The organism is Alistipes sp. Marseille-P5061 (genome assembly GCF_900290115.1).
Lineage (GTDB): Bacteria > Bacteroidota > Bacteroidia > Bacteroidales > Rikenellaceae > Alistipes > Alistipes excrementigallinarum.
Genome location: NZ_LT985752.1, coordinates 96056 through 117592, shown reverse-complemented (window position 1 = coordinate 117592; position 21537 = coordinate 96056). Strand labels below are relative to the sequence as shown.

Below are 21537 nucleotides of genomic sequence, written 5' to 3'. Positions count from 1 at the left end.
AACGAATCGGCGGCTGTGCGGCTGGCGCGGAGGAGCGGAGGAGCGCGGCTGGAGCGTGACGGCGTGTGACGGAGTGCGGCAGGGAGCGGTCGGGGTGGGCGGCGTCGTGCGCGGTGTGCGTCCGGTCCCGGAGCCTTGACGGGTGGCGGCCGGCTGCTCGGCCGATGCTTTGGCCGGGGTGCTCGGCCGATGCGGTGGCCCGGCGTGGCCGGGCAGCGGGGGCGCGGCGGCGTGCAATCCGGTATTTTGCCGGGGCCGGAGGGGCCGGAGGGACTGGAGGGGCCGGGCGTTGTGCTGTCCTGCAATTTGCCGGGGCAGGCGATGCAGCGAATCCCGCCGGTGTATTATCTTTGCCGGTGAAACGGAACAAGATTGCTTATGGCGTGGTTGCTGCTTCTGCTGGCCGGCCTCTTCGAGATGGGCTGGCCGCTCGGATTCAAGCTCGCGGGGAGTTCTCCCCGCTATCACGGACTCTTTCTGGTCCTCTCGGTGGTGTCGATGGCGCTGAGCGGATGGCTGCTCTATCTGGCCCAGCGGAGTATCCCCATGGGTACGGCCTATGTCGTCTGGACCGGCATCGGCGGCGTCGGCACGGTGGTGCTCGGGGTCCTCTTTTTCGGCGATGCGCTCACGGTCGGCCGGATGTGCTGTCTGACCCTCATCCTCGTCGGTATCGTCGGGCTGAAGCTGCTGCATTGAGGCGCCGCAGCGCCGCGGGGGGAAGGCCTCTGCCGGAGGCACGGCCCGGCGGGGCCGATGCGGGCCGGCGTGGCTGACGCAGCCCGAAAGGTCCGGGCGCGGGGCGATGGGGCCGGCGCGGCCCGAAAGGACCGGACGCAGAGCGAAGGGACCGACGCGGCCCGAAAAGTCCGGGCGCGGAGCAATGGGGCCGACGCAGCCCGAAAGGTCCGGGCGCGGAGCAATGGGGCTGACGCGGTTCGAAAAGTCCGGGCGCGGAGCGTAGAACGCAAAAGGAAAAGCGAAAAAAGAGGCCGTTCCTTCCGCAAGGGAGGGAACGGCCTCTTTTTCTTTGTCCGGCGGCGGAAGAGCCGCTACAACCCTCCGGCCAGCTCGAAGCGAAGCCCCTGGCGCAGCGTGCGCAGGGCGCTCTCCAGCTGCAGCAGCTGGGCGAATTCCCGCTTCTTGACGGCAAAGGGTACTCCGGCGTCGTCCCGGAAGGGGAAGCACTCGGTCGGGCGTTTCACCTCGTTGTTGAACTGCACCTCCGTGCAGCGGAGCTCGACCTCGGCGGCCGCCTCCTCGCGCAGCATCCGCACGCGGCATTCGAATCTGTAGCCGAAGAGCTGGTTCGAGGCCGTGTGGGTGAGCAGCATGCGGGCGTGGAGCCGGTTCTCCTCCTCGGTGAGGAGCTCCTCGCTGCCGGGCGAACGCCACGTGTCGTGCAGGATAGTGTGGATTTTGCGGTAGAGCTCCCCGGCCGTGCGGACGCTGTCGGTCCCCTCGAAGCGGGCCCGCCACACGAGGTCGCCCTCTTCGGGGAGGCATTCGCTCTCGCGACGGAGTTCGCGCATGAGCGCCGTTTCGCGCAGTTCGTCGGCCAGGACCGTCGAATCGGCGGGAGGCTGGGGCGATGCCGCCGCGGTTGCAACGGCGAGCCACGGCAGCAGCAGAAGCAGGGTTAACTTGTTCATGGGTCGATGGGTTTTTGCGGCCGGGAAGCGCCCCGCCCGTGCGGTGGGCGCCTCTTCGGCGGCGTGAAAAAAAAGCTCCGGGGCCGACGAAAGCCGCCGCCCCCGGAGCAAGGGGCCGCCTATCGGGCGGTGGTGAGTTCGATGATGCAGTCGGGCGTCTCGGGCCGCTCGGGGAGGCGGAGCGTGATGCCCGTGTTGTCCTGGTGGTAGCGCACCTTCGTTCCGTCGGCGAAGCGCACGGCGCCCGTCACGCGCAGCTGCGAGGCCGGCAGCGGCAGAAAGAGCTCCGTGTCGGGCCAGTCGAGGATGTGGACATAGACCTTCTCCCCCTTGCGCGTGGTGACGCCCCAGCTGCGGGGCTCGACCGGTCCGGCCTGCGTGCCGTAGATGGTCTGCCCGTTGGTGCGGAGCCACGAGCCCATCTCCTCGAGCCGCTCGAGCGCCGCCGCGGGCAGCTCGCCGTCGGGCTGCGGGCCGATGTTGAGCAGCAGGTTGGCGCCGCGTCCGGCCGCCCCCGCCAGGTAGCGAATCAGCTCGTCGGAGGATTTGTAGTTCTGGTCCGTAATCTTGTAGCCCCACATGCCGTTCATCGTCTGGCAGGTCTCGAGGGGCAGCTGGCTGATTCCCTGCTCGGAGTAGCCCGCCGTATTCTCGCCCGGCAGGTCGCGTTCGAAGACCTGGGCGTCCTCACCCTCGAAGGGGTCCAGATGGTGGTTGTTGATAATCAGGCAGGCGGGCTGCAGGCGGTGAATCAACGCGTAGAGCTCGTCGAGCCGCCAGTCGAAGTCGGGGTTGCGGTCCTGGTCCCAGACGCCGTCGAACCAGATGGCCCCCACCTCGCCGTAGTTGGTCAGCAGCTCGGTGAGCTGCGCCTTCATGAAGGCGAAGTAGCTGTCGGCGTCCTCCGTCCCTTCGGGGCGTCCCGTGCCGAGCCCCGTGCGGCCGCGCGGGGCATCCTCGCGCCACCAGTCGATGAGCGAGTAGTAGAAGTGGATGCGGATGCCCTGACGGTGGCACTCGTCGCAGAGCTCCTTCAGCACGTCGCGGGCAAAGGGCGTCGCGTCGACGATGTTGTAGGGCGACTGCGCGGTGTGGAACATCGAGAATCCGTCGTGGTGGCGCGTCGTGAAGCAGATGTAGCGCGCCCCGCCTTCGCGGATGGCCGTCACCCAGGCTTGGGCGTCGAATCTGGCCGGATAGAAGCCTCCGGCGAGCTTTTCGTATTCGCGGTAGTTCAGGTCGAGGTTGGTCATCGCCCACTCGCCCTGCGCCAGCATGGCGTAGAGCCCCCAGTGGAGGAAGATGCCGAAACGGGCGTCGGCGAACTGCTGCCGCGAGGCAAGGTTTTCCGGAGTCGGACGGTAGCCGGGCTGGGCTGCGGCCGAGAGCGCGAGCAGCGCGGCGCAGCACAAGGTGCAGAGATGCTTCATTGTCTTGTTCGTTGAGTCGTGACAAGACAAATTTATAAAGATTTTCCCGGATTTCCGCCTCCGGCCGCGAAAGAATTTCCCCGGCGGGGGCCTCGGAGGGGCCTTCCGGGGCCCTTCTGAGGGGCTTCGGGGGTGGGAGCGAGGCGCGCTGGCAGGAATGGAGTGGGGCGGTGTGCTGGGCGGAATGGGGTGGGGTGGACGGGCGTGCGGGTGGAGTGCTTCGGCCGGGTTGGCCGGGATGGAGGGGGACGGACTGACGTGCGGGCGGTGAACCTCGGCTGAGGGGATATGGCGGGAGGGGCTTCGGGCGGGATGGACGGGGTGGGATAGGTGCTGGCAGGAATGAAACAGGGCGGCGGGGCGTGCGGGCGAGGCGTTCCGGCTCGGCTGGAATAAGTGGGACGAGGCGCTTCGGCCGCCTCCGGGACCGTTACCGGCCTTTTTGGCCGCCGCTTCGGGCCGCCCCTCGCCGCCTCCGGGCCGTTCCCTGCGCCCTTTGCCGCCGCCTCGGACCTCTTGCCGCCTCGGACCTCTTGCCGCCTCGGGCCTCTCGCTGCCGCCGGGGCCGTTACCGGCCTTCCTGGCCGCCGCTTCGGGCCGCCCCCTGGGGACGGAGTCCGCGGGTCCGTGCGGCGCGCCGCTCGGCAAGCCACATCCCGCAGAGTATCAGCGCCGCGCCGGCAAGCGCCGCGCCGGTGATGCGCTCCCCGATGAAGAGCGCCGCCGTGAGCATCGTCACCAGCGGATTGAGGTAGATGTAGTTGGTCATCTTGACCATCCCGATGTGTCGGGCCGAGGCGTTCCAGAGCAGGTAGCAGAGCATCGAGGCGACGATGCCCAGAAAGAGCAGGTTGCCCCAGACGGCCGGCCGTGCCAGAATCTCCCACGTGACGGCAAACGGCCGCAGCAGGAAGACCGGCAGGATGGTCACCACACCGTAGAAGAAGACCTTGCGGGTGATGAAGAGCGCCGGGTAGCGCCCGCCGATGCGCTTGAGCAGCAGCGAGTAGCAGACCCACGAGAGCGAGGCGCCCAGCGCCAGCAGGTCGCCCTTCGGCTCTAGGTGGAGGATGAAACGCCCGTTGAGCACCACCAGCGTCATCCCGGCAAAGGCGATGAGCGACCCGACGGCCTGCCGGCGCGACATCCGCTCGCTGCGGTAGAGCGAGCGGAGCAGCAGGGCGGTCCACAGCGGCGCCGTGCAGACTATCAGCGAGACGTTCGATGCCGGCGAGAACTCCAGCGCCATGTTCTCGGTCAGGAAGTAGAGCGAGCCCCCCGTGACGCCGGCCGCGGCGAGCATCGCCTCGTCGCGCAGGCTGTCGGCCCGGAGCTTCGCGTGCGACAGGGCCAGCAGCAGGATGTAGGCCGCGGCAAAGCGCATGAAAAAGATTTCGGCCGGGGTGAGCGAGTTGGCTATCAGCACCTTGGTCGACACGAAGGTGGCCCCCCACACCGTGACGCAGAAGAGCGCCGCGAGGTGGTAGCGGTATCGGGTCGTGAGCTTCATTCGGGGTTTCATGCGGGGCCAAAATTACGGTTTTTCGCGACAGAGTGCAATTCTTGAGGGGGAAATCCCCTTTTTTTATTTCTTTTTTTCTATCTTTGCGTGCTATTGTGTGTAATGACAATAATTACAACAAATAACAACAAATTTTTTTCAACCAAATGCAAAGTAAAGGCTTTATTAAACTCATCGCGGTCCTTCTGGCGCTCGCGTGCGTTTACCAGCTCTCGTTTACGTTCAAGACACGTAGCGTAGAGAAGAAGGCGGCCGAGTATGCCGCCTCGTTCGACCTCGACCACCAGGCCGAGGCCGAGCAGCACTATCTGGATTCGGTGCAGAACCAGCCCGTCTTCAACATGGGATTCAAGTCCTTCACCTACAAGGAGTGCAAGGAGAAGGAGCTCAACCTGGGTCTCGACCTCAAGGGCGGTATGAACGTCATGCTGGAGGTGCAGGTCGAGGATGTGGTCAAGGCTCTGGCCGGCGACAGCCAGAACGACCCCGCCTTCAAGGAGGCCATCGCCGAGGCGAACAAGGCGCTCCACGACGGTTCGTCGAAGGACTACATCGGTGACTTCGTCAAGGCCTACCAGCGCCTCTCGAACGGTGCGCCGCTGGCCGCCATCTTCGTGAGCCCCGACTGCAAGGACATCACGCTCGAAAGCTCCGATGCCGACGTGGAGAAGATGCTCAAGTCGGAGACCGACGCCGCCATCGCCGCCTCGTTCAACGTGCTGCGCAGCCGTATCGACCACTTCGGCGTGACGCAGCCCAACATCATGCGTCTGCCCAACTCGCACCGCATTCTGGTCGAGCTGCCGGGCGTGAAGGAGCCGCAGCGCGTGCGTAACCTGCTGCAGGGTACCGCCTCGCTCGAGTTCTGGACCACGTACGACGCCAACGAGGTATTCCCCGCGCTGAACGCCGCCGACCAGCTGCTGCGCAAGGAGCTGACCGCTGCCGCCCAGAGCACCGGGGCTGCCGAGGCAACCGAGACGACCGAGCCGGCCGCCGCCGCCGATACCACCGCCGCAAACGAGGGCCTGCTGGCCCAGGTGGCCGCCGCCGACTCGACGGCCCAGAGCGACGCCGCCGTTGCCCGCAGCCGCTTCACGGCCGAGGAGCACCCGCTCTTCGCGGTGCTCGACCCGACCTATGCGGGCGGTGCCGTCGTTGGCTCGGCCTACAAGGCCGACATGGCGACCGTCAACCAGTATCTGGCCATGCCCGCCGTACGCGAGCTGCTCCCGGCCGACATCATGTTCAAGTGGGGCGTCAAGGGCGACCCGCAGAAGGATGGCCGCTATGACCTCTACGCCATCAAGGTGGCTACGGCCGACGGCAAGGCTCCGCTCGACGGCAGCGTCGTTGTGGATGCCGTCGAGCAGTATGCTCAGCGCGGCGCCGAGGCCGAGGTTTCGATGACCATGAACGGCGAGGGCGCCCGCGAGTGGGCCCGCCTGACGGGTGAGAACATCGGCAAGTGCATCGCCATCGTCCTCGACGGATATGTCTATTCGGCACCCGTTGTCCGCACCAAAATCGACAAGGGTACCTCCTCCATCACGGGCGGCTTCTCGATTCAGGAGGCCAAGGACCTTGCCAACGTCCTCAAGTCGGGCAAGGTGCCCGCTCCGGCCAAAATCATCCAGGATACGGTCGTAGGTCCGTCGCTGGGTCAGGCCTCGATTAACGCGGGTATGCTCTCGTTCGTCGTCGCCTTCATCCTCGTGCTGCTCTACATGGGCCTCTTCTACAAGACGGCCGGCTGGATGGCCGACATCGCACTGCTCTGCAACGTCTTCCTGCTGATGGGCGTGCTCGTCTCGTTCGGCGCCGTGCTGACGCTGCCCGGTATCGCCGGTATCGTGCTGACGATGGGTATGGCCGTCGACGCCAACGTCATCATCTACGAGCGCATCAAGGAGGAGCTGCGCGGCGGCAAGGGGCTCTCGCTGGCCATCAAGGAGGGATTCTCGAAGGCCTACTCGGCCATCATCGACGGTCAGCTGACCACCATCATCACCGGTATCGTCCTCTTCATCTTCGGTAACGGTCCCGTGCAGGGCTTCGCCACGACGCTTATCATCGGTATCATCACCTCGGTATTCTGCGCCATCTTCATCACGCGCATGCTCATCGAGTGGGTGGTTGCCAAGTGGGGCTCGATTTCCTTCTCGCACAAGTGGTCGGAAAACTTCCTCAACAATACCCACTTCGACTTCCTCCGCGTGCGTAAAATCAGTTACGTGGTTACCATCGTGCTGATGCTCCTCTCGTGCATCTCGTTCTTCGTCCGCGGTCTGAACCTCGGCGCCGAGTTCACCGGCGGCCGCGCCTATGTGGTCCGCTTCGACAAGGCCGTTTCGGCCGAAGAGGTGCGCAAGAACCTCGGTGAGGTCTTCGCCCGCCAGGCCGATGCCGACGCCGCCTCCATCAGCTTCGAGGTGAAGCAGTACGGCAACGAGAACCAGATGCGCATCGTGACGCAGTACCGCTACGACGATACGTCGGACGAGGCTACGGCCGAGGTAGAGAAGATTATCTACGAGGCCATGAAGCCGCTCTACTCCTACGACATCACCTTCGAGCAGTTCCGCAACACGCAGACCGACCTGAACGGTATCCTGACGGCCGACAAGATTGGCCCCTCGATTGCCCAGGACATGACGTGGAACGCCATCTATTCGGTGCTCTTCTCGCTCATCGCCATCGGTCTCTACATCACCTTCCGCTTCAAGCGCTGGCAGTGGGCCACGGGCGCCACGGTCGCTCTGGCCGTCAATGCGCTCTTCATCGTCGGCCTCTTCTCGATGTTCTACGGCATCCTGCCCTTCAACCTTGAGGTGAACCAGGCCTTCATCGCGGCCATCCTGACCATCATCGGTTACGCCATCAACGACACGGTGGTCGTCTTCGACCGAATCCGCGAGTACATGGGCCTCTACCCGAAGCGCAACCTGAAGGAGAATGTCAACAACTCCATCAACTCGACGCTGTCGCGTACCATCAACACCTCGGGTACGACGCTCGTCACGCTGATTGCCATCTTCCTCTTCGGCGGTGAGACCATCCGCGGCTTCATCTTCGCCCTCATTGTGGGCGTGGTAGTCGGTACGGTCGCCACCATCTTCATCGCTACGCCGATGGCCTACGACCTGATGCGCAAGCGTGCCAAGATTGACAAGGAGTAACCTCCCGACCGCTCCGCGCGGCTGCAATAAAAAGGACTGTTCCCGTTTGGGGCAGTCCTTTTTATTTTTATCTTTGCAACGGGAATCCCTTTTTCGCGGAACGCTATGGAAAATTTGTGGAAACGTCTTCGCCGCTACGTCTCGCCGGTGTTTCTGGCGCTGCTCGTCGCGTCGTTCATCCTCTGGTACATCGCCAAGCTGAGCTATACCTATACCACCTCGCAGGTCGTCAGGGTCGATGTCGACGGGCAGACCTTCGACGTGACCTGCACGGTCGAGGGCGTGGGTACGAACCTCTTCGGCTACCGGGTCTACATGCGCAAGAAGTCGCGCATCCCCCTCTCGGAGCTCAAGTACGAACCCTCGCACGAGGAGGGCCACGAGGGGAAAATCATCATCGACCCCCAGTCGCTGCAGAACGCCCTGTCGGTGAAGTTCAGCGACATCAAGATTGTCTCCATCGACCACATTCCCGAAATCAACATGCCCGAAGAGGACAAGAAGCGATGATGAAGGTCGGCATAACGGGAGGAATCGGAAGCGGCAAGAGTACGGTCTGCCGCCTCTTTGCGGCGCGGGGCGTGGCGGTCTACGACAGCGATGCCGCCGCCAAAAGGCTGATGGCCGGGCCGCTGCGCGGGGCCGTCGAGGCGCGTTTCGGCGCGCAGGCCTACCGCGACGGGGTGCTCGACCGCCGCTATCTGGCCGGCATCGTCTTCCGTGACCGGGAGGCGCTGCAGGCGCTCGATGCGATTGTCCACCCCGCCGTGATGCGCGATTTCGAGGCGTGGGCCGAGGCGCAGCAGGGCGACTACGTCGTTCTGGAGAGCGCCATCCTCTTCGAGGCGGGGCTCGAGAAGTCGGTCGACCGCACAGTGGCCGTGCTGGCCCCCGAGGCCCTGCGCATCCAGCGGACCTGCCGCCGCGACGGCACCGATGCCGAGTCGGTGCGGCGCCGCATCGCCGCCCAGATGAGCGACGACGAGCTCCACGCACGTGCCGACCATACGATTGTCAACATCCGCGAAGAGGAGCTGGCGCCTGCCGTCGAGCAGCTCGACCGCCTCTTCCGCCTCGAAGCACGACACCATGACGCTTGACCTTTCGCGCCCCCGGGTGATGGCCATCCTGAACGTCACCCCCGACTCCTTCTTTGCGGGCAGCCGCATGAGCTGCGCGGAGGCCGTCGAGGCCCGCATCCGCGAGGCCGTGGCCGAGGGGTGCGACCTGCTCGACGTGGGGGGCTACTCCTCGCGTCCGGGCGCCGACGAGGTCGACGTCGGGGAGGAGTGGCGGCGCGTGGAGCTGGGCCTTGCCGCCGCGCGGCGGCTGGCGCCCGACCTTCCGCTCTCGGTCGACACCTTCCGCAGCGAGGTGGCCGCCCGTGCGCTGGAGCAGTTCGGACCTCTGATAATCAACGATATATCGGCCGGTGAGCTCGACCACGGAATGTTTGCCGTCGTCGCCGCCCACGATGCGCCCTACATCGCCATGCACATGAAGGGCGACCCCAAGAGCATGCAGTCGCTGACCGACTACCGGCGCGACATCGTCACCGAGGTGGTCGACTACCTCCGCCGGCGGGTCGGGGAGATGGAGCGGGCGGGCATCCGCGCCGAGCGGATTGTGCTCGACCCGGGCTTCGGCTTTGCGAAGACCGCCGGGCAGAACTTCGAGCTGCTGGCCGGGCTGCACCGCCTCTGCGCCGAGGGTTATCCCGTGCTGGCGGGGCTGTCGCGCAAGTCGATGATATACCGCACGCTCGGCACGACGCCCGACGAGGCGCTGCCGGGGACCATCGCCCTGGGGTGGGAGTGCCTGCGCCAGGGAGCCTCCATCCTGCGCGTGCACGACGTCCGTGAGGCGGTCGATACGGTGCGTCTCTTCGAGGTCTTCGAGCGCTGCCGGGGCTGACGCTCCGTCCGGGACCGGGGGCCGCTGCGGGGCTGCCGGGCAGCGGGGCAGTGAAGGGGAGCGAGGCCGGGGGACCGCCGCGGGGCAGTGAGGCCTGTGGAGGCAGCGGAGCCAGTGGGGCCGTGGAACTTGAGAGGCCGGCGTGGCCGACGGGGCTGTGGGGCTGCCGCTTGCCGAGAATCAGAACAGAATTTGAAACGATGATACGGGTAACGGACATACACAAGCGTTACGGAACGCTCGAGGTGCTGCGGGGCGTCTCGCTCGAGGTGCACCGCGGCGAGGTGGTGACCATCGTCGGGGCCAGCGGCGCCGGCAAGACCACGTTGCTGCAGATTATGGGAACCCTCTCGCGTCCCGACTCGGGACGGGTCGAAATCGACGGCACGGACCTCTTCGCGCTGGGCGACAAGGCCCTGTCGCGCTTCCGCAACGAGCGCATCGGCTTCGTCTTCCAGTTCCACCACCTGCTGCCCGAATTCACCGCCTTCGAGAATGTCTGCATCCCGGGCTTCATCGGCCACCGCCCCCGACCCGAGGTCGAGCGGCGCGCCGACGAGCTGCTGGCGATGATGGGCCTTGCGGAGCGTCGCGACCACAAGCCGTCGCAGCTCTCGGGCGGCGAGCAGCAGCGCGTGGCCATCGCCCGGGCACTCATCAACTCCCCGGCCGTGCTGCTGGCCGACGAACCCTCGGGCAATCTCGACAGCCGCAACCGCGAGGAGATTCACCGCCTCTTCTTCGACCTGCGCGACCATCTGGGACAGACGGTCGTCATCGTCACCCACGACGAGCATCTGGCCGAGATGTCCGACCGCCGCATCGTCATGAGCGACGGACTCATCTCCGAGGCGCTATGACCCCTTCCGACACCCCTTCCAACGCTTGCTCCGGCGCCCCGACGGGCAGCCGGCAGGAGACCGTGTCCGCCCGTCAGCCGGTTCCGGCGGCGGCTTCCGTACGGAAGGCGACCCGCGGCGATGCCCCGCAGACGGCTGCCGAGCGGCCCCTCGGCGCGGCGGAGGAGGAGCTCCGTGAGCTGCTCGAACGGCTCGCCGACCGCTACAACCGTCCCGAATTCATCGACGACGACCCCATCTCGGTGCCGCACCGCTTCACAGGGCGGCACGACCGCGAGATTGCCGGCCTGCTGGCTGCGACGATTGCCTGGGGCAACCGCCCGACGATTGTGCGCAACGGACACCGGATGATGCACCTGATGGACGACGCCCCGGCCGACTTCGTGCGCAACGCCTCGGAGCGGGAGCTCGCCGGGCTCGGCGCCTTCGTCCACCGCACCTTCAACGGCAGCGATTTGCGCGACTTTGTCCTCGCCATCCGGCGGATGGAGGAGCTCCACGGCGGCATCGGCGCCTTCTTCGAGGCACGCTACGCGGCGACCGGCGACCTTCCGACGGTACTCGCGGAGTTCCGCCGCGAGTTCTTCGCCGCGGAGCATGCGCCGCGCTGCGAGAAGCACCTCTCGTCGATTGAACGCGGGGCGGCCTGCAAACGCCTCTGCATGTATCTGCGCTGGATGGTGCGCCGCGACGCGCGCGGGGTCGACTTCGGCCTGTGGAGCACCATCCCGATGTCGGCGCTGCGCATTCCGCTCGATGTCCACGTGGGCGAGACGGCCCGCGCGCTGGGGCTCCTCACGCGGCGGCAGAACGACTGGCGCGCCGTCGAGGAGACGACCGCAGCGCTGCGCCGCTTCGATGCCGCCGACCCCGTGCGTTTCGACTTTGCGCTCTTCGGCATCGGCGTCGATGCGAAGCGCTCCCTTCACGACCTGCTGCGTTAAACCCCACCGCCGACCATGAGCATCTTCCGATTCAAACAGTTTGCCGTCCGGCAAGAGCAGTGCCCCATGAAGGTGGGCACCGACGGGGTGCTTCTGGGCGCCTGGGCGCGGGTCGGGGACGACGACCGCCGCATCCTCGACATCGGCACCGGAACGGGCCTCATTGCGCTGATGATGGCGCAGCGCGCCCCCGAGGCGGCAATCGAGGGGGTCGACATCGCCGACGTTGCGGAGGCGCGCGCCAATGCCGACGCCTCGCCCTGGGCGGCGCGGCTGAGCTTCCACCGCATGCCGGTTCAGCAGTTCCGTCCCGCGGACGGACGCCCCTATGACCTCATCCTTGCGAATCCGCCCTACTTTGTCGACTCGCTCACCTGTCCCGACGAGGGGCGGACGCGCGTGCGGCATGCCGTGGCGCTCCCCTTCGACGAGCTGCGCGACGCCGTGGTGCGGCTGCTCGCACCCGGGGGGCGCTTTGCGCTGATTCTGCCCCTGGAGGAGGCGCACGCCTTCGACGAACTCTGCCGCGGCCTGCTTGTCCCCGTGCGCCGCACCGGGGTGAGGACCACGCCGCGGCGCCCGCTCCGTCGCCTGCTGACGGAGTACCGCCATGTGGAGGCGGGGGAGCTCCCGTCCGAGCCCGAGTGCGACGAGCTGGTCATCGGCACGGGCGAGCACGAGTGCTATACGGAGTCCTACCGCGCCCTGACGCGCGACTTCTACCTCAAGTTCTGAGTCCGCACCCGGCCCCGCACCCCGGCCCCCGCACCCGGCCTCGCGCTTCGGCCCCGCACCCCGGCTCGCACTCTGGTTCTCTCGCTCCGGTCCTCGCATCCGGTCCTCGCACTCCTGTCTCCGCACTCCTGCCTCCGCACCCCGGCCCGCACTCCGGTCCCGTGTTCCGGGCGGTGCACTCCGGTCTCGCGCTCCGACCCAGACCTGCCCCCACATTCTGCCCCGCGCTTTGGGTGGCGGATTTGAAGGGCGGATTTTGGAAGGAGGCTTTCGCGTTCCGGGCTCAAGCTCCGGTCCCCGCGTTCTGGCCCTGTGTTCCGGCCCTCACAACCCGGTCCTCGCGCCCCGGCTCCTCGCATTCCGCCCTGCGTCGGCCTCGCACTTCGACCCACGCACCCCGGCTCGCACTCCGGTCCCGTGTTCCGGGCGGCGTACCCCGGTCCCGTGCTCCGACCCAGACCTGCCCCCCCACATTCCTCCCCCTTCTCTTATACACATCTCCGAGACTCCTCTCCCAGCCCCCGCGACCGGACTAGATTTCGTATGCGGTTTTCTGCTAAAAATNCGTTCCGCGTTCCCGCCCTCGCGCCCCGGCTCCTGCATTCCCGCCCCGCATTTCGGGCGGCGGTTTTGAAGGAGGGTTTTCGGGCAACATTCTGGAACGTCGCATTCCGGGCGGCTGTTTTGAAGGAGGGGGGTTACGCAGCGGTTCCTGTGTGAGGCCCCGGTGGTGTGTTTCTGAGCTCCGAATTTTGGCAAACCGACAAAATAAGGTATATTTGTAGATTGATTCTAACTTCTTACAGACAATGAAAACCAAATTGCTGGCGCTTGCCATGCTGCTTGGCAGCATGAGCGTCGTGGCTCAGAACCCCTATATCGCACTCGAAGGGGCGACCGAAGGGGCCGAGGGTGTGGTCGTGTCGCTGCCGCGTACGATTCTGGCGGTCGACGTGACGGTGGAGCATGACGTAACCCTCGCGGGTCCCTATGCGCGTTATGCCCAGAAGTTCCTGGGTGTGCGCGCCCCGCTGACCGACAAGTCGGTCTATGCGGTCAAGAGCGCCCGCGTCTCGCTGCTCGACGACGAGGAGTTCCTCGCCGCACCCCAGCTTCCCGCAGCGGCGCAGCTCAGCGAGCAGCTCTACGCCCGGGCCGAGGGTGAATTCCCGCGGCTGCAGGCCGACAAGAACTCCTCCACCGTGCGGACGCTCGAGGAGGCTGCCGAGGAGGCCGCATCGACGATTTTCTCGCTGCGCCGCCACCGCCTCGAGCTCATCACGGGCGAGGCGGGCGAGAATGTCTTCGGCGAGGGGCTCAACGCCGCCCTCGAGGAGATTGCCCGCCAGGAGCAGCTCTACCTCGAACTCTTCCTGGGCAAGCACGTGGTCACCACCTCGACCAGCCGCTTCGTGGTCTATCCCGATGCCGGCAACCGGCAGTACATCGTCTGCCGCTTCAGCGAGGGGAGCGGCCTGCTGCCCGAAAACGACCTCTCGGGCGACATCGTGCTGCTGCAGATTGAGCCTACGGGAGCCTCGATTGCCGTGCCCGAGACCTCGCCCAAGGAGAGCAATGCGGTCAGCTGCCGCGTAGCCGCTCCCGCCACCTGTGCCGTCATATGCGGCGGCCGCGAGTATTCGCGCTCGGTGCTTCCGCTCTTCGAATTCGGACGTACGGTCAAAATCGCGCTTCCGCGCCGCAAGTAATGGCCGACTTCACCTCCCGCATGGTCGCCCTTCTGGGGGCGATGCGCCGTGAGCGCAACGGCGCCGTGGCCGATGCCATGCGCTACTACGGCGCCGACTACGGCCTGAACTACGGCGTCAGTCTGCCGACCGTGCGCACGCTGGCCCGCGCCTGCGGCCGCGACCACGAATTTGCCCGCTACCTCTACGCCCAGGAGGTGCGCGAACTGCGCCTCGCGGCGCTCCACATCGCCGAGCCCGAGCGGCTCACGGCCGACGAGTTCGCCTTCTGGGGCGGCGGCATCTGCAACTCGGAGGTGGCCGAGGAGGCCGCCTTTGCGCTGCTGGGACGGATTGACGCCTTCGACGAACTCTTCCGCAGCTGGTGCAACGGCGGAACGCTGCTTGAGGGCTACGCCGCCGTGATGGCGGCCGCCCGCCGCGAGGATTCGCTCAACCACATCGATACCGCTGCCGCATGGCTGCGCCGCGTGGCGGCCTCGGAGGAGCATTCGGCCGCCCGGCTTGCCGGCCGCGGCGTGGCGACCCTCTTCGTAGCCTGCGGCTCACGAAACGAGGAGAACCGGCTGGCGGTGTTCCGCGTGACCGGTTCTCTGGGGACCTCTCCTGCCGAAGACTGCGTCCACGAGGAGGTCACCGCAATGTTGGGCGAATAGCGCCGCAGCCGTTCGGGCTGCCGTTCGTCCGTATCTCTGTCTGGCGACGGTTCCGGCATCGCTTCCCCGCTGCCCAACGGCCCCTGCGTCCCGGGCGGGCGGCAGGGGAGCGGTGAGCGTGGAACGGGGCGCGGTGAGCGGGGATGTCGGCCGTCGGTTCGGCCCCTTTGCTGCAAAGATTGTTCCGCAGCGGGGCGTCGCGCCCGAAAATATCTGAAAAACAGCCATCCGGAAGGATTGGGACCCGTGAGTCCGCTCCTTCCGGATGGCTGTTTTGTGTGTGGGGGGCTCAGCGTGCCGTCTACTCCACGAAGAGCGCCTTGGGCAGCTGCGCGACGTTGTTGATTTCGACCACCTCGATGCCTTTCGGTCGGCGGGCCGAGCGGCTCAGATAGCCCGAGACGACGATGCGGCGGAAGCCCAGACGCGCCGCCTCGCTGATGCGCTGCTCGGTGCGCGGCGCCGGCCGCACCTCGCCCGAAAGCCCGATTTCACCGGCGCAGCAGACCCCCTCGGCAATGGGCCGGTCGTAGTACGACGAGATGACCGCCGCAACGACCGCCAGGTCGAGCCCCGGGTCGGCCACCTTGAAGCCGCCGGCGAAGTTCAGGAAGACATCCTTCTGGAACATCTTCATCCCGAGCCGCTTTTCGAGCACGGCCAGCAGCATGCTCATCCGCTTGGTGTCGAATCCCGTCGCCGTGCGCTGCGGCGTTCCGTACGCCGCGCCGCTCACCAGCGCCTGAACCTCAATCAGATAGGGACGTATGCCGTCGGCCGAGGCCCCGACGGCGATGCCGCTCAGCGGCTCGTCGTAGTGCGTGAGCAGAATCTCCGAGGGGTTGTCCACCTCGCGCAGCCCCGAGTCGAGCATCTCGAAGACGCCGATTTCGAACGTGGCGCCGAAGCGGTTCTTGATGCCCCGCAGGATGCGGTAGACGTTGTTGCTGTCTCCCTCGAACTGCAGCACCACGTCGACGATGTGCTCCAGCACCTTCGGCCCGGCGATGGTGCCGTCCTTGGTGATGTGGCCGATGATGAAGATGGAGGTGCCGGTGCTCTTGGCATACTTGAGCAGCGTGGCGGCGCACTCGCGAATCTGCGAGATGCTCCCCGCCGAGGAGTCGAGCAGCTCGGTGTAGATGGTCTGAATCGAGTCGATAATCACCAGGTCGGGGCGCTGCTCCTCGATTTGCGCCACGATGTTTTCGAGCAGCGTCTCGGCGTAGACCAGGCAGTCGTCGTTGCCGATGCCGATGCGCGTGGCGCGCATCTTGATTTGCTCGGCCGACTCCTCGCCCGAGACGTAGAGCGTCTTGAGCGAGTTGGCCGCCAGGGCAATCTGCAGCGAGAGGGTCGACTTGCCGATGCCGGGCTCGCCGCCCAGCAGTATGAGCGAGCCGGGGACCAGTCCGCCGCCCAGCACGCGGTTCACCTCGCTGTTGCCCAGGTCGATGCGCCGGTGGTCGCTCTCGCGGATGTCGCGGACCCGCTGCGGGCGCGAGGCGGGGAGCCCGCCGGCCAGCGCCGAGGCGGGCGACGAGCTCTCGCGGGCGATGAGCTCCTCGGTGAAGGTGTTCCATTCGCCGCACGAGGGGCAGCGGCCGAGCCACTTCGGGGCTTCGAAGCCGCAATTCTTGCAGAAGTATGCTTTCTTGACCTTGGCCATGGTTGAGGTGTGTGATGCCTGGGTTGGGGCGTGTGATGCTTTCGCTTTAGTAGTAGATATGCGACGTCTGCTCGTAGCGCACCACCGACTGGATGTCGGCGTCGGGGTAGAGCGCGCGGAACTGCTCCGTGAGGTCCTCGCCGAAGCGCGCAAGGCGCTGACCCTCCGCGTCGGTGTAGTAGGAGAGCGTGCAGCGGCGCTCCTGGTCGCCGCCGTAGTAGAGGGTGATATCCGTCGAGCCGGGCAGCTTGACGAAGGCGCCGCTCAGCGCCTCGCCGTCGGCCGTGGGCCGCACGGTCAGCCGGCCGCCGTTGTACTCCACGTAGTCGAGCGTGTAGGAGCCTCCGACCTGAACGGGTGCCGAGGCCAGCACCGCCGCGCGGATTGCGTCGGCCAGCGGCGTGGCGCTGCCTTCGCCGCCCTCCGTGCCTTCGCCGCCCTCCGTGCCTTCGCCGCCTTCGCTGCCTTCGGAGCCGTCACTCCCGTCGCTGCCCGAGCCGCCGCCGGTTCTTGCGGACCCCTCCGAGCCGTCGCTCCCGCCGCTGCCCGAGCCGCTGCCGGTGTTGTCCGAGCCGCCGGTTCCCTCACCGTCGGAGCCGTCTCCGAGCTCGGTGCCGGGATTTTCGGGGTCGGTGGGCTCGGTCGGCGTCTCCTCGGTCACCGAGACCGCAGCCTCGATGGCCGTCACCTCGTAGCGGGTCGTGTAGTAGACCTCCGAAGGCTCCGAGCAGGCCGCTAGCGCGGCCGTCAGCAGCGCCAGCAGGCGGCAGATTGATTTGCTGTTCATGGCGTTCCGTTCGTTAGCTTAGAGCCCCATCTCCCGGTCGATGAGGATGACCTTGATGCGCCCCCGCGGGTGGCAGCGCAGCATCTCCATGCGCGTGTTGCAGATGCGGTCGGGCGAGTTGCAGTCGGCGCAGACGCCCGTTTTGGCGCAGGGGGTGCGGAAGCCGGGATGGCGGGCGATGTTGCGCGGCGCGGCGATGTCGCGGATGCGCTGCTCGGCCTCCTCGCGGCTCTCGGTGAGCTTGTTGCGCCCGGCCACGAGCAGCACCTTGCGCGGTCCGAAGGCTACGGGGGCGATGCGGTTGCCGACCATGTCGAGCCAGTGGAGCGTGCCGGCCGTCGTGACGGCGTTGATGCCCGTGATGAAGAGGTCCGACATGAGTGCCCGGCGGCGGATTTCGAGCCGTTCGGGACGCGGCATCGAGGCGTCGAATCCGTCGAGCAGCGTGAAGCGTTCGTCGCCGCGCAGCCACTCGATGATGCCCGTCTCGCGCATGGTCATCGAGTCGCCGAACGAGACCAGGCCCGGCGCTTCGCGCTCGATTTCCTCCTTCATGCAGGTGAAGGCCTCTTCGGGCGTTGCGACGACTACAGCGTCGAATCCATGGCGGCGCAGCGCCTCGGCGCAGCGTTCGAGTCGTTCGGCGGCTGCCGGTGCAGTGTTCTGTGGGGTCGTTGTGTTCATGGTTCGATGGATGTTTTTTGGGTGTTGGGCGCAGCGCTGCGGCCGTCTTGCCGGCCCGCGGTGCGGGCGGAGGCAGGGACGGCAGCGTGCGCGGTTACTTGATGAAGAAGCGGTAGATGTCGTTGCCGTTGGCGTAGAGGACGAGCGCCAGGATGATGATGAGCCCGACGTACTGGGCCGTCTCAAGCACCCGTTCGCTCACCTTGCGCCCCGTGAGCATCTCCCAGAAGGTGAAGATGGCGTGGCCGCCGTCGAGCCCCGGGATGGGGAGGATGTTCATGACGGCCAGCATGATGGAGAGGAAGGCGGTCGTCAGCCAGAAGCCCTCCCAGTTCCAGCTGCCGGGGAAGATGCTGCCGATGGCGATGAAGCCGCCGAGCTCCTCGTAGAGCTTCGTCTTGGGCTGCACGATGAGCTTCAGCTGCTCCCAGTAGGAGGAGAGCATCCGTCCCGCCTTGCGGAAGCCGGCGGGGATGGACTCCCAGAAGGTGTACTCCTGCGTGCGGAGCGTGTAGGGCGCCAGAGCCAGCACGCCCAGCTTGCCCTCCGCCGTGACGGGCAGCGTGAAGTGCAGCAGCGAGTCGCACCCCGCACGCTTGACGGCGAGCCTTACCTCGCCTCCGGCGTGGCTCTTGAGCAGCGCCTGGTAGCCCGGGAATTCGAGCCCCGTGGAGTCCTCCATTGCGACAATCTCATCGCCGTGCCGCAGCGCCGAGGCCCCCGGAACGACGACGCTGTCGACGAGGAAGGGGTGGCGCAGCGTGAAGAGGTCCTCGTAGGCCCTCTCGCGGCGCATGTCAATCAGCTCCTGGAGCGGCAGCGTCAGCGTGACCTGCTCGCCGTCGCGTTCGACGACCACCTCGCGGTCGCCCTTGGTGATGAGCAGCCCGTTGAGCAGCGTCTGGATGTTGTCCACGGGCTCGCCGTCGAGCGAGACGAAGCGGTCGCCGTCGCGGAAGCCGAGCCGGTGGCCCGTCTCGTTGAAGTTGTAGCCCCAGCGGGCATCCTCGTTCGAGAGGTAGCTGTCGCCCCAGACGTAGCAGATGCCGCAGTAGATGACGATGGCCAGCAGGACGTTCATCACAACGCCGGCAATCATCACCAGGAAGCGCTGCCAGGCCGGTTTGGCGCGGAACTCGTCCGGCTTGACCGGCTGTTTCATCTGCTCCTTGTCCATCGACTCGTCAATCATGCCGGCAATCTTCACGTAGCCGCCCAGCGGCAGCCAGCCCAGACCGTACTCCGTGTCGCCGCGCCTGAACTTGAAGAGCGAGAACCAGGGGTCGAAAAAGATGTAGAACTTCTCGACGCGGATGCGGAAGACGCGGGCCATGATGAAATGGCCCAGCTCGTGGATGCCGACCAGAATCGTGAAGCAGAGGAAGAATTGAAGCGCTTTAATCAGAATATCCATTGTGTGTCGTACTTGTTCAGAGTTTGAGGTATTCGGCGGCCAGACGGCGGGCCTCGTCATCGGCCGCGGCGTAGTCGTCGAGCGTCGGGCGGAGGGTGAATGCGGCGTGTTCGAGCGCATACTCGATGGCGCGGACAATCTCCAGCCAGGGGCACTTCCCGGCCAGGAAGGCCGCCACGGCCCGTTCGTTGGCGCCGTTCATCGTGCAGGCGGCCGTGCCGCCCCGCCGCAGGCATTCGTAGGCAATGTCGAGTGCCGGATACTTGCGCCGGTCGACCGCCTCGAAGGTGAGCTGCGGATGGTCGAGGAAGTTGAAATGCTCCTGCGGGCGGCTGGCCCGGCGGGGGTAGAAGAGCGCATAGCTGATGGGCATCCGCATGTCGGGGGTCCCCAACTGCGCCTTGATGGCCCCGTCGTCGAACTCGACCATCGAGTGGACAATCGACTGCGGGTGGAGGATGACGTCAATGCGGTCGGCCGGCATGTCGAAGAGCCAGCGCGCCTCGATGACCTCGAAGCCCTTGTTGACGAGCGTCGAGGAGTCAATCGTGATTTTGGCACCCATGTGCCACTGGGGGTGGTGGAGCGCCTGCTCGACGGTGACGTCGGCGAGCGCCTCGGCGGGCAGGTCGCGGAACGAACCGCCGCTGCAGGTGACGATGAGCCGCCGCGGCCGCGAGCTCTCGCCCGCCAGACACTGGAAGATGGCCGAATGCTCCGAGTCGACGGGCAGAATCGGCGCCCGCTTCTCGGCCGCCAGGCGCATGACCACCTCGCCGCCCACCACGAGCGACTCCTTGTTGGCCAGCGCCAGCTTCTTGCCTGCGCCCAATGCGGCGACGGTGGGGTGGAGCCCCGCGTAGCCCACCAGCGCATTGACGACCACCTGCGTGTCGCCTCCTGCGGCAACCTGACGGACGGCATCCTCGCCCGCGTAGACCTTCACGTCGGTGTCGCTCAGCGCGTCGCGCAGCGGGGCATAGCAGCTCTCGTCGGCGATGACGACCGTGTCGGCGTCGAATTCACGGGCCTGAAGGGCCAGCTGCCGCCAGTTGCGGTGGGCCGTCAGGATGCGGGCTTCGAAGAGTTCGGGATTTTCGCGGACGATGTCGAGGGTCTGCGTACCGATGGAGCCGGTCGACCCCAGAATGGCAAGGCGTTGTCTCATGAGGTTCAGAATACGATGTAGTTTTCGGGGTTGACCGGCTTGCCGTTGTTCCACAGCTCGAAGCCGAAGAGCCGCACCTGTCCGTCGACCGGTTCGGCGTTGTAGCCGATTTGCGCACCGCCGCGCACGGCCTGTCCCGTCGTGACGAGCGACTGCGAGAGGTTGCGGTAGACCGAGAGCAGGTTGTTGGCGTGCTGGATGATGATGGTGTACCCCGACTCGGGGCTCCAGAGGCTCTGGATGACCGTGCCGCTCTCGACGGCCGAGACGGGGGCGTCCGACGTGGCGACAATCCCGACGCCCAGACGACCCTGCGCCACGTCGAAGCTCTGGGTGATGATGCCCTCGATGGGGGCGAGCAGCTCCATCGATTCGCGCAGCGCGCGCCGCGAGGCCTTCTGCGAGGCGCTCAGCGAGTAGGGTCCGTCACCCTCCATCTGGGCGCGCAGCAGCGAGTCCTCGTGCGAGGGCATGACCAGCACCTTGCTCAGCCGCGAGGAGTCGCTCGAGGCGATGGTCCTCATGACGGGGGTCTTGCCCTCCATGATGAGGGCGATGTTCTGGTTGTAGGTCATCATCTGGTTCATCACGCGCTCCATCGAGTCGAGGCGGATGATGTTCTGCACGAGGCTTTCGCGCGAGCGGTCGGCCTCGGTCCGGTAGCCGGGCAGGAACTCCAGCACGGGGGAGTAGGCCACCAGCGAGAGAATCAGGATGAAGAGCAGCAGCACGAAGGCCACCAGTGCGGCGAAGATGCTTGCCGGCGAGAGGTGCAGGTGCCACTCCTCGCTGTTGTCGGTGGCGTTGAGCATGCTGAAGCGCCGCTTGCGGAAGAAGTTCCGCCACCAGGAACCTATTTTTTTCTGAATGTCCATCTTCTGCGGAGTGATAATCCCGACAAAGATACGAATTTTACGCGAAAACCCTGCGCCTGCGGCTCAATTCGCGCCTTGAGTTCGCAGCGGTCGCCTTCGCCGCCCCTGCCCCTGCCGCGCGGGTCGGTCCTGTGACGCTGCCGCGCCGCCGCCTCTGCCGTTTCCGCAGCGCCGAGCCGCGTTCCGGGAGGACCGCATGTCCGGCGCGACATTGCCTTTCGGGCGGGCCGTCGTTCCTGCCTCTGCAGCGCCGCTGCCCTTGCCTCTGCCGCGCCGCCGCTCTTGCCTTTGCCGTGCCGCCGCTCTTGTCGCGCCTGCCGCGCGGAGCCGTATTCCGGG

General features: G+C 66.3%; 19 protein-coding genes. 10 read left to right on the top strand and 9 right to left on the bottom strand.

The genetic code is table 11. The features are described 5' to 3' along the window. Positions 1 to 378: 378 nt before the first annotated feature. A complete protein-coding gene (locus tag C8267_RS10565; protein WP_106634575.1) occupies positions 379 to 699 on the top strand; it encodes an SMR family transporter in 321 nt (106 codons plus the stop codon). 353 nt (positions 700 to 1052) lie between these two features. Here the strand turns inward: C8267_RS10565 and C8267_RS10560 are convergent, their stop codons facing one another. From C8267_RS10560 to C8267_RS10550, 3 genes are all read right to left on the bottom strand, one after another. Further along, positions 1053 to 1652: a hypothetical protein gene (locus tag C8267_RS10560; RefSeq protein ID WP_106634574.1), complete on the bottom strand. Its 600-nt coding sequence runs from the start codon at positions 1650 to 1652 to the stop codon at positions 1053 to 1055. Between the two features lie 119 nt (positions 1653 to 1771). Next, the gene (locus C8267_RS10555; RefSeq protein ID WP_106634573.1) at positions 1772 to 3082 is read right to left on the bottom strand and encodes an alpha-L-fucosidase; all 1311 of its coding nucleotides are present in this window, start codon (positions 3080 to 3082) and stop codon (positions 1772 to 1774) included. A 568-nt stretch (positions 3083 to 3650) separates the two neighbouring features. Beyond that, positions 3651 to 4604 carry a DMT family transporter gene (locus C8267_RS10550; protein ID WP_442778185.1) on the bottom strand — a complete coding sequence of 318 codons (954 nt, stop codon included), beginning with the start codon at positions 4602 to 4604 and terminating at the stop codon, positions 3651 to 3653. A 146-nt stretch (positions 4605 to 4750) separates the two neighbouring features. On the opposite strand from C8267_RS10550, the gene secDF reads away from it, so the two are divergent. From secDF to C8267_RS10505, 9 genes are all read left to right on the top strand, one after another. Beyond that, positions 4751 to 7783, top strand: a complete 3033-nt coding sequence (gene secDF / locus C8267_RS10545) for a protein translocase subunit SecDF (RefSeq protein WP_106634571.1) — start codon at positions 4751 to 4753, stop codon at positions 7781 to 7783. Positions 7784 to 7888: 105 nt separating this feature from the next. Further along, positions 7889 to 8293 (top strand): hypothetical protein, encoded by a 405-nt coding sequence (locus C8267_RS10540; protein ID WP_106634570.1) that lies wholly within the window; start codon positions 7889 to 7891, stop codon positions 8291 to 8293. Further along, entirely contained in the window at positions 8290 to 8883 is a 594-nt protein-coding gene (coaE, locus tag C8267_RS10535) for a dephospho-CoA kinase (RefSeq protein WP_374045521.1), read from the top strand. Before C8267_RS10540 ends, coaE begins: the two co-directional genes overlap by 4 nt. Then, positions 8873 to 9697 (top strand): dihydropteroate synthase, encoded by an 825-nt coding sequence (gene folP / locus C8267_RS10530; RefSeq protein WP_442778184.1) that lies wholly within the window; start codon positions 8873 to 8875, stop codon positions 9695 to 9697. The genes coaE and folP overlap by 11 nt, the downstream gene beginning before the upstream one ends. Before the next feature lie 200 nt (positions 9698 to 9897). Further along, entirely contained in the window at positions 9898 to 10557 is a 660-nt protein-coding gene (locus C8267_RS10525; protein WP_087362416.1) for an ABC transporter ATP-binding protein, read from the top strand. Further along, complete coding sequence (locus C8267_RS10520; protein WP_106634569.1) at positions 10554 to 11501, top strand: TIGR02757 family protein; 948 nt, start codon at positions 10554 to 10556, stop codon at positions 11499 to 11501. Before C8267_RS10525 ends, C8267_RS10520 begins: the two co-directional genes overlap by 4 nt. Positions 11502 to 11522: 21 nt before the next feature. Then, positions 11523 to 12236: a tRNA1(Val) (adenine(37)-N6)-methyltransferase gene (locus tag C8267_RS10515; protein WP_087362467.1), complete on the top strand. Its 714-nt coding sequence runs from the start codon at positions 11523 to 11525 to the stop codon at positions 12234 to 12236. 809 nt (positions 12237 to 13045) lie between these two features. Then, complete coding sequence (locus C8267_RS10510; protein ID WP_106634568.1) at positions 13046 to 13945, top strand: DUF4831 family protein; 900 nt, start codon at positions 13046 to 13048, stop codon at positions 13943 to 13945. Next, positions 13945 to 14601: a DNA alkylation repair protein gene (locus C8267_RS10505; protein WP_106634567.1), complete on the top strand. Its 657-nt coding sequence runs from the start codon at positions 13945 to 13947 to the stop codon at positions 14599 to 14601. Before C8267_RS10510 ends, C8267_RS10505 begins: the two co-directional genes overlap by 1 nt. 301 nt (positions 14602 to 14902) lie before the next feature. Here C8267_RS10505 and radA read toward each other — a convergent pair whose 3' ends face one another. The 6 genes from radA to C8267_RS10475 all read right to left on the bottom strand — a co-directional run bounded on the left by radA (position 14903) and on the right by C8267_RS10475 (position 21198). Then, a complete protein-coding gene (radA, locus tag C8267_RS10500; RefSeq protein WP_087362420.1) occupies positions 14903 to 16270 on the bottom strand; it encodes a DNA repair protein RadA in 1368 nt (455 codons plus the stop codon). Positions 16271 to 16316: 46 nt separating this feature from the next. Continuing rightward, entirely contained in the window at positions 16317 to 17057 is a 741-nt protein-coding gene (locus C8267_RS10495) for a hypothetical protein (protein WP_106634566.1), read from the bottom strand. A gap of 18 nt (positions 17058 to 17075) precedes the next feature. Beyond that, positions 17076 to 17741: a lactate utilization protein gene (locus C8267_RS10490; RefSeq protein ID WP_106634565.1), complete on the bottom strand. Its 666-nt coding sequence runs from the start codon at positions 17739 to 17741 to the stop codon at positions 17076 to 17078. A 94-nt stretch (positions 17742 to 17835) separates the two neighbouring features. Then, entirely contained in the window at positions 17836 to 19155 is a 1320-nt protein-coding gene (gene rseP / locus C8267_RS10485; protein ID WP_087362423.1) for an RIP metalloprotease RseP, read from the bottom strand. A gap of 16 nt (positions 19156 to 19171) precedes the next feature. Further along, a complete protein-coding gene (gene dxr, locus C8267_RS10480; protein WP_106634564.1) occupies positions 19172 to 20323 on the bottom strand; it encodes a 1-deoxy-D-xylulose-5-phosphate reductoisomerase in 1152 nt (383 codons plus the stop codon). Positions 20324 to 20328: 5 nt separating this feature from the next. Next, positions 20329 to 21198, bottom strand: coding sequence for a murein hydrolase activator EnvC family protein (locus C8267_RS10475; protein WP_234025758.1), 870 nt, complete (start codon positions 21196 to 21198; stop codon positions 20329 to 20331). Between the last annotated feature and the right edge of the window lie 339 nt (positions 21199 to 21537).